The sequence below is a fragment of the Microcystis sp. M_QC_C_20170808_M3Col genome (genome assembly GCF_007095505.1).
Taxonomy (GTDB): domain Bacteria; phylum Cyanobacteriota; class Cyanobacteriia; order Cyanobacteriales; family Microcystaceae; genus Microcystis.
Window position 1 is genome coordinate 1 of sequence record NZ_SFBY01000115.1, and the last position, 11,440, is coordinate 11,440.

At 44.5% G+C, this 11,440-nt stretch carries 10 protein-coding genes; 4 read left to right on the top strand and 6 right to left on the bottom strand.

The window, feature by feature from the left end; genetic code table 11:
* Positions 1 to 409 precede the first annotated feature (409 nt).
* The 3 genes from EWV84_RS05595 to EWV84_RS05605 all read left to right on the top strand — a co-directional run bounded on the left by EWV84_RS05595 (position 410) and on the right by EWV84_RS05605 (position 3,262).
* Complete coding sequence (locus EWV84_RS05595; protein ID WP_287077003.1) at positions 410 to 715, top strand: DUF6825 family protein; 306 nt, start codon at positions 410 to 412, stop codon at positions 713 to 715.
* Positions 716 to 805: 90 nt separating this feature from the next.
* Complete coding sequence (locus EWV84_RS05600; RefSeq protein WP_287077042.1) at positions 806 to 2,494, top strand: ABC1 kinase family protein; 1,689 nt, start codon at positions 806 to 808, stop codon at positions 2,492 to 2,494.
* Between the two features lie 45 nt (positions 2,495 to 2,539).
* Positions 2,540 to 3,262 (top strand): Stp1/IreP family PP2C-type Ser/Thr phosphatase, encoded by a 723-nt coding sequence (locus tag EWV84_RS05605; RefSeq protein WP_287077004.1) that lies wholly within the window; start codon positions 2,540 to 2,542, stop codon positions 3,260 to 3,262.
* Between the two features lie 184 nt (positions 3,263 to 3,446).
* Here EWV84_RS05605 and EWV84_RS05610 read toward each other — a convergent pair whose 3' ends face one another.
* From EWV84_RS05610 to aat, 3 genes are all read right to left on the bottom strand, one after another.
* Positions 3,447 to 4,847, bottom strand: coding sequence for an ankyrin repeat domain-containing protein (locus EWV84_RS05610; protein ID WP_323801798.1), 1,401 nt, complete (start codon positions 4,845 to 4,847; stop codon positions 3,447 to 3,449).
* A gap of 125 nt (positions 4,848 to 4,972) precedes the next feature.
* Positions 4,973 to 6,088, bottom strand: coding sequence for a hybrid sensor histidine kinase/response regulator (locus EWV84_RS05615; RefSeq protein WP_323801799.1), 1,116 nt, complete (start codon positions 6,086 to 6,088; stop codon positions 4,973 to 4,975).
* 468 nt (positions 6,089 to 6,556) lie between these two features.
* Positions 6,557 to 7,138, bottom strand: a complete 582-nt coding sequence (aat, locus tag EWV84_RS05620; protein ID WP_287077010.1) for a leucyl/phenylalanyl-tRNA--protein transferase — start codon at positions 7,136 to 7,138, stop codon at positions 6,557 to 6,559.
* 34 nt (positions 7,139 to 7,172) lie between these two features.
* Here aat and EWV84_RS05625 point away from each other — a divergent pair, with 34 nt between their 5' ends.
* Positions 7,173 to 7,514: a DUF8822 family protein gene (locus EWV84_RS05625; protein ID WP_045358156.1), complete on the top strand. Its 342-nt coding sequence runs from the start codon at positions 7,173 to 7,175 to the stop codon at positions 7,512 to 7,514.
* Between the two features lie 14 nt (positions 7,515 to 7,528).
* Here the strand turns inward: EWV84_RS05625 and EWV84_RS05630 are convergent, their stop codons facing one another.
* From EWV84_RS05630 to EWV84_RS05640, 3 genes are all read right to left on the bottom strand, one after another.
* Positions 7,529 to 9,133 (bottom strand): glycosyltransferase family 39 protein, encoded by a 1,605-nt coding sequence (locus EWV84_RS05630; RefSeq protein ID WP_287077012.1) that lies wholly within the window; start codon positions 9,131 to 9,133, stop codon positions 7,529 to 7,531.
* A gap of 60 nt (positions 9,134 to 9,193) precedes the next feature.
* Complete coding sequence (locus tag EWV84_RS05635; protein ID WP_287077038.1) at positions 9,194 to 10,132, bottom strand: glycosyltransferase family 2 protein; 939 nt, start codon at positions 10,130 to 10,132, stop codon at positions 9,194 to 9,196.
* A gap of 282 nt (positions 10,133 to 10,414) precedes the next feature.
* A complete protein-coding gene (locus tag EWV84_RS05640) occupies positions 10,415 to 11,197 on the bottom strand; it encodes a hypothetical protein (RefSeq protein ID WP_287077040.1) in 783 nt (260 codons plus the stop codon).
* Positions 11,198 to 11,440: the final 243 nt, after the last annotated feature.

Consider the following 11,440-nt stretch of genomic DNA (forward strand, 5'->3'; position numbering starts at 1 on the left):
GTACCGGAAGGCAATTGATAGCCTGTTAAATTCCCTTGTTTCCACCACCTCCAAGCCGTTCGATAACTTATTCCTGTTTTTTTTTGCCTAGTCTGATAGTTTCGTGTTCACATATTACCGTGCTTGACTATATATGACTATATTTGTATTGAAACTTTACAATACTAAATTCTGTTTAAAAGGCATAGGAGAGTGGGGTGTAGGGTGTAGGGTGTAGGGTGTGGGGAGAAGGGAGAAACAATTCATAACTTGAGAGTTAATCACACTATTGAAAACGGATTTGGTCTCACCTCCCTTTTCAGAAAAACGATTTGCCTTTTCTGGTTCTGTCGCCTAACCTAGTAGTTAGGGAATTTATTATTGCCTTTCCCGTCCACAAACCCCGAAGCGAAAACATCCATTTAAGATTATGACTAACCCCGTTATTCACGCCTTTTTCCTCGGACGAGCGATCGCTGAAGTGATCGGTGAACAGCTAGAAGATGCTTTTACCAACGCTTTAAGCGAATTAGGCAAATTTGATGCCGAACAACGGGAAAACCTGCGGCAATTCGTCGAAGAAGTGCAAATGAGAGCCGATCAAGCCATGGAAAAGGGAGTATATACTGGTACAGAGTCCGGTGGTTCCTCCAGTGCCGATGTGCAGGAAAACATCGACGAAATGCGCGCCGAAATCGCCCAATTGCGCTCGGAACTAAAAAACCATCAGAATTAACCCAAAACCCTCTTTTAGTCGCTTTAAAGCCCCAAAAATTGCGTGTCAGCCTTTCTACCCGTCCCCGTTACCCCAGAGTTAAACCCAGCAATGCCGGCCCTCCAAGTCGCCAAAAATAGCTATCGTTGGAATCGAGAAAACTATTCGATCAATCGTCGTCGTCTAGATATTTGGCGATTCGTTCTGACTGTACTTTATCAATTCTGGCTCAACGGTAAAAAATGGAGCTATAACGGCGGCTATAGCGAGGAAAAACTCGCCGGCAGACGCAGAAAACAGGCCGCTTGGATTCGGGAAACCATGTTAGAATTGGGACCGACTTTTATTAAAGTCGGTCAACTGTTCTCCACCCGCGCCGATCTTTTTCCCCTCGAATATGTGGAAGAACTCTCGAAACTACAGGATCAGGTTCCCGCATTTACCTACGAACAGGCCAGCAAAATTATCGAGATATCCCTCGGTAAACCCCTGAATAAACTCTTTAAAAGCTTCGATCCCATCCCCCTAGCAGCCGCTAGTTTAGGACAAGTTCACCGGGCCCAACTGAACACCGGGGAAGATGTGGTGGTCAAAGTCCAACGGCCCGGATTGAAAAAATTATTTAGTATCGATCTGGCCATCCTGAAAAAAATCGCCCAATACTTCCAAAATCATCCCAAATGGGGGAAAGGTCGCGATTGGACGGGTATTTATGAAGAATGCTGTAAAATTCTCTGGGAAGAAACCGATTATCTCAACGAAGGTCGCAACGCTGACACTTTTCGCCGTAATTTTCGCGGGGAAGATTGGGTCAAAGTACCGAAAGTCTATTGGCGCTACACCTCTCCCCGGGTTTTAACCCTAGAATACCTCCCCGGCATCAAAATCAGTCATTATGAAGCCCTAGAAGCGGCAGGACTCGATCGCAAATTGTTGGCTAAACTGGGAGCCAAAGCTTATTTAATTCAACTGCTCAATAACGGCTTTTTTCATGCGGATCCTCACCCCGGCAATATCGCCGTTGATAGTGATGGCTCGTTAATTTTCTACGATTTCGGCATGATGGGACAAATTAAAACCAACGTGCGCGAAAAACTAATGCAGACTCTCTTAGGAATTGCCCAAAAAGATGCCGATCGCGTGGTCACTTCTCTGGTAGATTTAGGAGCATTAACTGCAAATGGTGATATGGGAGCAGTGCGGCGCTCGATCCAGTATATGCTCGATAACTTCATGGATAAACCCTTTGAGGAGCAATCCGTGGCCGCTATCAGCGATGATCTCTATGAAATCGCCTACGACCAGCCTTTTCGCTTTCCCGCTACCTTTACCTTCGTCATGCGGGCATTTTCTACCCTGGAAGGGGTAGGCAAAGGACTCGATCCCGAATTTAACTTTATGGAAGTGGCCCAACCTTTTGCCCTGCAATTAGTACATGATATGACAGGAAATAATGGCAGTAATATCCTCGATGAGTTAGGACGACAAGCAGCCCAAGTGAGCAGCACCGCCCTGAGTTTACCCCGACGCATCGATGATACGATCGAAAAATTAGAACGGGGTGATATCCGTGTCCGGGTGCGTTCCAGCGAATCTGAGCGACTTTTGCGGCGATTGGGTATGATCCAAATGGGAACCAACTATACTTTAATTATCAGTGCTTTAATTGTCTCAGCGACGCTTCTATTTGTCAGTGGTTTTGGTTGGTTGACCTTATTGCCGTTAGGAATTGCGCTTTTCCCGGGGGTAGCTTTGTTGAGACTTTGGCAGAAAATTCAACGTCAGGATCGCATGATGTAATTGATCACGGGATAATAAGTTATTGTGTTAGAAGCAGAAATTTCGATGAACAACCTTTCTTTTGGAGGAATGACCGATCCTGGTGTAGTGCGATCGGTTAATCAGGACAGTTATTATATCGACCCCGATCGCCGCTTTTTTATCGTTGCCGATGGTATGGGGGGTCATGCGGGAGGCCAGGAAGCTAGTCAAATTGCCACTGAAACTATCCAAGCTCATCTAGAAGAACACTGGAATTCGCCCCTGAATACCGGGGAATTGCTGCAGGAGGCAATTACTGCCGCTAACGAGAAGATTATTGAAGATCAACTCAAAAATCCCGAAAGACAGGACATGGGGACAACCCTAGTCATGGCTATCTTCCGAGATGATGGCTCTTGGTACACCCATATTGGTGATTCCCGTCTCTATCGCTTTCGTGAGCAAAAATTAGAACAGGTGACGGAGGATCATACTTGGATAGCTAGGGCGATAAAAATGGGCGATCTGTCCGAAGAAGATGCGAAAAACCACCCTTGGCGACACATTTTATTTCAATGTCTCGGTCGTCGCGATTTGCCCCCAGTGACGGTATCTCCCCTCGATGTGCAATCTGGCGATAGTTTAATTCTCTGTAGTGATGGTTTGACGGAAGAAGTGTCCGACGAGGAAATTAGCGATTATTTGCAAACCGGTGCTGATTGTCAGGAAATTGTCGAGAATTTAGTGGCAGCGGCCAAAAAAGCTGGCGGTTCTGATAATATCACTGTGGTCATGGTAAGCTGTTGACTATCTAGGGTTTGCGGCAAAAAGTTTCTCGTGGGGAAGTGGGAAGTGGGGAAGTGGGGAAGTGGGGGAATTTCAACTAAAACCCTAACACCCTAAAACCCTAACACCCTAAAACCCTAACACCCTATCTCCTGCCGATCGCCGATCGCCTCATCTCCACAAGCAATTTAAATGCGCGGGCAGCTTACTCGATCGCTCCTGCTTGTTGTAATAAAGAAACGATCGCCTGATGGTGATTAAATTTAGCTAACATTAAAGCGGTCATTCCCCCTTGATTTTTCTGATTTAAGTGCACTTTTCCCCCGTCTAACAAAACTTTAACCGTGTCGAGACAACCGTGATAACTCGCCCACATTAAAGGGGAAGCGCCGCTAAAATCGAGTTTATTGACATCAGCACCGATATCGATTAACCGGCGCACCAGTTGACTATTATTGCCCTCACAAGCTTTCATGAGGACGGTTTTGCCATCGGGATAAAAGGCGTTGGGATTAGCCCCGTAGTCGAGGAGATAACGGCAGATTTCGGCCAATTTGCGCTGTAGAGCTAAGGTTAACGGTGTTTCTCCCTGCTGAGTTAGGTTAGGCTCCGCTCCCTGTTTTAACAATTCTAAAACGATCGCTTCGTATCCTTGCATCGTGGCGATGATCAGGGGTGTATCCCCAAAATGGTTACGGTGATTGACAAAAGCGCCGGCTTGTAGTAAGGCCTGGACGATCTCTAGATGTCCTTCGATCGTCCCTAAATGCAGGGCCGTTTCTCCAGCCTGATTTTGATTGTCAACACTGGCCCCCTTAGCGAGTAAAAGTCGGACAATATCGAAATATCCCTCAGCAGCAGCGATCATGAGGGCAGTTTCTCCCTCCTCCGTGCTGATATTCGGATTTGCTCCCGCTTGCAGTAAAGTTTGCATGCTGCCGAGATTTCCCCTCTCTACAGCCAAAATTAGGGGAGTTTCCCCAGATAAAGTGGGAGAATCGAGGGGCATACCACGGGTAATAAACAATTCGAGGATTTCTGGGCAATTAGCGGTGAGAGCTTGTAACCAAGCTTCTTGACGGATTTCGTCATCTACACCACTATCGAGCAGTAAACGGACGATTGCGGCGTAATTTTGGCTAATAGCTACAGATAAAGCCGTATCTCCATCCCGATCGCGCATATTGACCCGAGCGCCAGCGATTAATAACTGTTCTGCGATCGCTGTATGACCCTTATAAGTGGCAATCATTAGTGCGGGTGTACCATCTTGATTGACCTGATTGACATTAGCACCGGCGGCGATTAATTGAGCAAGGATTTCACTGTGATTGAGCGCAGCCGCTAACATGAGAGGGTTTAAACCTTGAGGTTGTTTACTTTTGTTGATATCAGCCCCAAATTCTCGCAAAATTGCCACAATTTCCCTATGACCCCCCTGCACGGCATAGATTAAAGCCGTAGTATTTTGCACATCAGTGGCGTTGACATTTGCCCCCTGACTCAGTAAAGCTTGAACCCGCGCCCGATTGCCCTGACGCGCCGCTTGTATTAACAAGATATCCCAATTAGAAGCCATTAACAGTGACCGATCGGCAGAAAGTATTTTTTCTATTATCGATCTTTCTAGACAGTTGACGCTCCCCTCGCACTCATGCGAGGGATTCCCTGTTCATCCAGTTACCTTATCTACCAAGCTTTTCATCGTACAAGGTGTCAAACCGAGAGCCTTCAAGCTGACATTTTAGGTAAACGGACAGAAAAGCTACTACCCCGTTCTAATTCTGAGGTGACGGCAATAGTTCCCCCATGAGCATCGATAATGCGACGGGAGAGATAAAGTCCTAACCCATTGTTGGAAGTGTCTGGGGAACCGGAGTACAGGCGCTCGAAAATCCGGAGTAGTTCTTCTGCTGAAATGCCTATACCAGTATCCTCGATGACAATGGTGACAAAAGTATCTTCCTCTGTAGCGGGGATGAGATGAATTTTCACATCACCCTTTTGGGTAAATTTAATCGCATTGCCGATGAGATTGGTAAAAACGCGCCGCAGTTCCAAGCGATCGCCAGTTAGGAAAATTTCCCTAGCATTTTCGGCATTTAAGCTTAATTCTAGTCCTTTTTCTCGGGCAAGGGGAGTTAACTGCTGACAGACTTCTTCGAGAATATCGATAATCTTTAATTTAGTAAAATTAAGTGTCTTTTCGCCGTTTTCATAACAATAAACTTCCAAAAGATTATTAACCATTTCCAAGAGATTTGTATTACTGCGAATAATCACCTTAATAACTCGACTCATTTCGGGAGTAATCTCACCGTATAAACCTTCTTGAAATAGTTCTAATATGTGATTGACAGATACTAGGGGAGTTCGCAAATCGTGGGTCATCCTCGAAACAAAATCTTCTTTTTGTCTAGCCAATTGCTCTTTTTCTTGTTTGGCAATCGCCACTTCTTGTGCCGCTTCATAGATGCCTAGGGCGTTTCGCATCGCTTGATTTAAGTGCACGGCAGAAAGACGAAATTTACTCAGATAATCGGAAGCACCGGCTTTCATCATATCTACGGCAATTCCTTCGTCTCCGTGACCGGTTAAGACAATTAGGGGTATTTTAACTCCCTGCTGCCGAATTTCCCGCACCAAAGTCAAACCATCTTGATCGGGTAGAAGATAATCGATAAACATACAGTCGAAAAAATTATTGGACATCTTTTCTTTAGCCTCTTGATAGTCAGCGGCTTCTGTTATTTCGATCGCCATCTCCGATGTTCTTAAGAATCGGCGCACGGCGATCCGATCTACTTCATTATCATCAACAATTAGAATTTTTAACTGGTTTAACATTGCCAATTTAAATCTGAATTTCATTACTGTCTGATCTACCCTGATAGAATACCTCGAATCGGGTTCCATGGTCAAGACATTTTCGAGGTCGATTCTTACAGCTTTTTTCATAAAGATGAAGTATAGCCTAATTTGCTATTGACGACTGAATCGTGACGACTGGCCCCCCAAAACGAAAAATTAGTACGTCACTATTAAGATGACTGCCACAATCGGAAACAATACTTAGGGTCTGCGGCAAAAAGTTTTTCGGTGGGGGTTGGGGGTTGGGGGTTGGGGGTTGGGGGTTGGGGGTTGGGGGTTGGGGTGTGGGGTTTTACCGATTTTCAGGGGGTCAATTACCTAATTTTCAGGGAAAAAGTCCCTGAATTTTCCCCCCGACCACTGCAAGGGCTGACACTTTTTGAGGGGAAAAAAGTCTAAAAGTCTTCTACAACAAGGTTTTTAGATTTATTCAGCAAACAATACTTAAACAAAATGGCAATGCTTCAACAGAGTGCCTTCAAGTAGGGGATGATATTCTTTTTCGGAGATAGTATAGGTCCCAAATCTAGCCAGATGGGGATTTTGCATTTGGGCATCAAATAGACAGAAATCCCGTTCTCTAAGGTGTTCGACTAACTTGACCATGGCTACCTTAGAACCATCAGGAATTTTATAGAACATCGATTCCCCGATAAAAACCCCGCCAATTGCCAAACCTAAAATCCCTCCCGCTAATTGATCCCCTTGCCAAGTCTCGAAACTGTGGGCCCAACCGGCTTGGTGTAATTGCTGATAGATTTGGATTAACTCCGGGGAAATCCAAGTCAGCGAGCGATCGGCACAACCGGCACAAACCCCAGCAAAATCGCGGTTAATAGCCACGCTAAAGCGATTTTGATTCAAAACTCGTTTTAGGGACTTGGGATACCTAAAACGCCGATCGAGAGGGATAAGAGCGCGATTTTTACTAGAATACCAATCCAATCGCCCCCCCTCATCGGCCATGAGAAAGTAACCGCGTGCGTATCCTTGTATAATAGAGGCGGTATCCACGACTCCCCCCAAGAATTCAGTCTCGTAGCCTGATCATTCTCTAATTATGCCCGATCATCCCGCACCAATTCCACCTATTACTTTACCACCGATCGAAAATCCCCAACAGGAACAAACTTGGCTGCGCACCGCTTTGCATCGTTGGTTAGATGCAGAATTTATTCCCGAAGCTATTAATGAAACTATCGCTGAACGCGCTAGTCAAATTTTTCTGCGTCAGCGTTTGGAAGGGGAAAACGATCTCGGTAGCTTGGTAATTGCGATCGTTACCGAGATGCAGGCTTTTGATTTTCGCGAAAGTTTTTATAGTGAATTTGCCATCGCTAACGCCGTCAGTGATTTAATTTTAGATAGTTTAGGGATCGATCGCTGTTGTGGGCAAAGTTAGACAGTTTTTCTCTGCTATTGGAGTTTAATTTCTATTAGCGGTCCTGCTAATTTTTTTGTACGAATGGGGTATTGCTCATTTAAGAAGTTAACAAAATCTTCTTCGGGATGTGCCACGACGATATTACTGTAGTTTTGGGCTAATTCCTTGAGATTGAGTTTTTGCCGCCAGGATTCCACATCGCCATCCTGAAATAATTGAAACTTAACTTGATCGTTAACTAAATAGGATAATGCCAAAAAGAAACTAGGGGTATTATCGCTGATAACTATCGGCTTGGTCATGGAGTTTAAAACAGGGGCGATTTCTAGATTAGCTCCACTGGCTGTACCTCTTTGATCGTCTAAAGCCGCATCAGGAGTTAAACCCAGAAATACACCCGATACTATACCTAGTAGCAGGAAAATTAGCAAGATTTGTTGTCCTAAATAGTGAAGCCAATTTTTTGGCGATTTTGAGCCAATATAACTAGCGATTAGGTGGGAAATAGAAATCTGCATTCCTAAAAATACTGGTAGATAATATCTGGCTTGTAGGGAGCGAATCGATGGTATTAATAATAAGTCGGGGACAATTTGAAATAGTGCTGGTATCAAGATCAGCGTGAGGAGAAATAGCCAAACTCTGGGGGAGGTATATCGAATCAGATGATAGAGAGAATAGAGAGCCAACAATAAAATCAATATATGTAAGGCCGATTCTAATCTTCCTCTGCGGTGAAAGAAATCCACAAATACATGGCCAGTATGACGGAATAAGGTTTGAGATATTTGGCTGATACTATTTTTAAACAGTGCATAGTAATGCTTGCTGGCATCGAGGTTGCCTGGGTTAGTAAAAATCACGAATAGCCAAGGGCTAAATAAAACTAAACTGCCAACAGCTGCCAATATATAGCTAACAACTGTTCTTGTAATTTTCAATCTCTCTAGAAGAATCACATATAAAGCTTGGGCGATAGCCACAGGAGCGGAAAGTAAATGAGTATAAAAAGTCAAGGCTAAACTCAGGCTATACCAGAGCCAACTTTTAAGCGTATTTTTACGGATTGCTCGTAAAAGAGCAATTCCCGATAAAATAATTGTTATCGTCCAGAGACTATACTGGGTAGTGTTTTGAGCCACGAGCATCTGAAAGGGAGAAACAGCGAATAAAGCGATCGCTATCCAGCCTGTTAGGGAGGAATCGAACAATTCTAGGCATAACCAATAAAGGCAAGGAATGACTAAGATGCTTAAGAAAATCGAGAAAGTTCTGACCGAATGTTCGATGGGGATTAACTGCATCCAGAAGCGCGCTGACAAATGGTATAGGGGAGGATGTTCCGGATTCCTCATCATAGAGCGCAAGGCATCGGATAGAGAGCGTTCGGAATTAGGATGTTGAAAATGCTGTAAATTTTCTTTGTCAATAATTTCCCCAATAAAAGCCATATCTTCGACATCTTGGGTCGTGTATCCCGAAAAACGCATGATACTTCTAACTTCGTCGGCACTATAGACTTTTTGCTCTAAATTGAAAAACCGTAATCCTATACCGATTACTAAAATAGTGATAATCAAAAACTTGCCGAAATTAGCGGCCGATCGAGTAGGTAGATATTTTTTCTGGTCCATCATAAGTTTATTTGTCCGTAGGTCATCAATCAACAAGAATTAATTGATAGTTGTTTTAAAAGTTTAATTGATTTCCAACCCAGCGATCTCAGCGATCGTATAAGCGGGTCTGCCTTTAACTTCTTCGTAAATTCGCCCGATGTATTCCCCTAATATGCCGACACTGATCAATTGTACCGAACCCAAGAAAAACACAACGATCAAGATAGTAGCTAAACCAGTAACGGGAGATTCGGGTTCCTGTAAGCGCCAGTAGAGAACCAGTAAAGCCATAAACAGGGCAATTAAAGCAGAAAATAAGCCTAAATAAGTGGAAAGACGCAGGGGAATCTTAGAAAAAGACACCAAGCTATTAATCGCTAGGGCTAAGGATTTTTTAAAAGTGTATTTGACTTCGCCGGCAAACCGGGGATCCCGCTCAAATTTAACAGCAGTTTGTCGGAAACCAATCCAAGCGCGCAAACCGCGAATATAACGATTCCGTTCTGGCATAGAATTTAACACGTCCACTACCTGACGATCCATCAGACAAAAATCCCCCGTGTCCGCAGGGATATCCACGTCGGCTAATTGTTGCAGCAATCTATAGAAAACGTAGGCAGTCAGGCGTTTAAACCAACTTTCTTTTTTCCGTTTTGTTCTCTGGGCGTAAACCACATGATAACCGGCTTGCCAAGACTCAATCATTTTGGGAATCAATTCCGGTGGCTCCTGCAAGTCGGCATCGAGGACAACAATAACTTGACCCCTAGCAAAATTAAGTCCTGCCGTTACTGCTGCCTGATGGCCAAAGTTGCGAGCAAAGCTAATGTAACAGACCCTAGCATCTCTTTCCTGTAGTTCCCGCATTAATTTTAAGGAGCGGTCCCCACTACCATCATTAATCAGAATCAGTTCCACAGAATCATCTAAACTATCCATGATGTCACTGACACGGCGATAGAGTTCTGGAATGGTTTCTTCCTCGTTATAAATCGGGATAATTAGCGAATATTTCGGCATCTTCGAAAGTTGGAACGGACAAAAGCCGTGTTTTTATGGCGGCCGCTACGCTAAATATTCTGCCAAAGTATCCCTTTTGTCAACTTAATACATTACTGCTAGACAGTTCACGGGGGAGGGTTCCTTAAGACGGACTTACGCCCAGCTTTTGGTCTTACATCCCCTCCGAAAGTTTTTATAGTGAATTTGCCATCGCTAACGCCGTCAGTGATTTAATTTTAGCTAGTTTAGGGCTCGATCGCTGTTGTGGGCAAAGTTAGACAGTTTTTCTCTGCTACTGGATTAAATTGCCAAGGAATGATCGAGCATTGCTTGCCGACGTAAACAATTCCAGTAGGCTGCATAGAGGTCTGTCTGTTGACCGCGCAGAGAAGCGATCGCAGGTGCGGCAGGAAAAGGCCAGAGACGATCAAAAACCACTTCTCGATGAGCCAGACGAAACTGTAGCAAATAAACAGAAGCAGGAGCCTGTAAATTATCGAGTAATTGCGCTGCCAGCCGATGTAAAGACTTAAGACTCTCTCTTTCTAGACTAATCGGTTGACTGTAGGCGTTGGGGATCATGCCTTCTCCGATTACCTCACCGTATTCTAAACCCTTAGATGTCACCGTGATCGGCAACCAAAGATCCCCAAAAGAAGAATCTCCCTGACTGGTTTTATAGTGCAGGGTATGGGAAACCCAAGTGCGTCTTTCCTCGATATCCCGACAAGCTTGATAAACTTTTTTACCAGGAAAATTCACCCAATTGGGTAATTGAATTGTTAAGGGACACCAGATTAGATTATTCTGGCTGGTTTTACCCGACTCCATTTTTGACCACAAAGAAGCCGTCCCCGTCACCTCCACCGCCAAGGATTTAGGAACTGCATTTTTCAAGGCAATCACCATCTTTTCGGTAACGGGCGATAGCCGAGACATCTGACCACTGGCTTGAGCTTCGGCATTAACGAGAATGATAACTTTGTCCATTTCTTGTTGTGGGTTGGGTGAACTTGAACGATCAGCGGTGAGGTTGGTTAAGAGTGAGAACTGACTGGGGTTCAATGCTTCTGTAGTCGCCATGGCAAAAGCTATTTCTCTGGATTTTAGCGGATTATACAAGAGCGCAACTATTTTTTACGGATTTTTTCAACAACAACCAGCTTCGAGGCGGGATTTTTCTGCTCCCCCTCATAGAATACCTTAGTTGACACTCCCCGCTCTAAAGAGACGGGGATTCTTGGTTCACAGAGATTACTTGCTTAGACAGAATTGCTTCTGAAAAAGTAGAGGTATTCTCTCCCCAAGCGTTTATTGGGTCGAGCC

Excerpts from the sequence above, each read along its gene's own strand:
- EWV84_RS05600 (WP_287077042.1), top strand. The coding sequence starts at position 806 with ATGCCGGCCCTCCAAGTCGCCAAAAATAGCTATCGTTGGAATCGAGAA.
- EWV84_RS05625 (WP_045358156.1), top strand. The coding sequence starts at position 7,173 with ATGCCCGATCATCCCGCACCAATTCCACCTATTACTTTACCACCGATC.
- EWV84_RS05640 (WP_287077040.1), bottom strand. The coding sequence starts at position 11,197 with ATGGCGACTACAGAAGCATTGAACCCCAGTCAGTTCTCACTCTTAACC.
- EWV84_RS05615 (WP_323801799.1), bottom strand. The coding sequence starts at position 6,088 with ATGTTAAACCAGTTAAAAATTCTAATTGTTGATGATAATGAAGTAGAT.
- EWV84_RS05630 (WP_287077012.1), bottom strand. The coding sequence starts at position 9,133 with ATGATGGACCAGAAAAAATATCTACCTACTCGATCGGCCGCTAATTTC.
- EWV84_RS05635 (WP_287077038.1), bottom strand. The coding sequence starts at position 10,132 with ATGCCGAAATATTCGCTAATTATCCCGATTTATAACGAGGAAGAAACC.
- EWV84_RS05595 (WP_287077003.1), top strand. The coding sequence starts at position 410 with ATGACTAACCCCGTTATTCACGCCTTTTTCCTCGGACGAGCGATCGCT.
- EWV84_RS05605 (WP_287077004.1), top strand. The coding sequence starts at position 2,540 with ATGAACAACCTTTCTTTTGGAGGAATGACCGATCCTGGTGTAGTGCGA.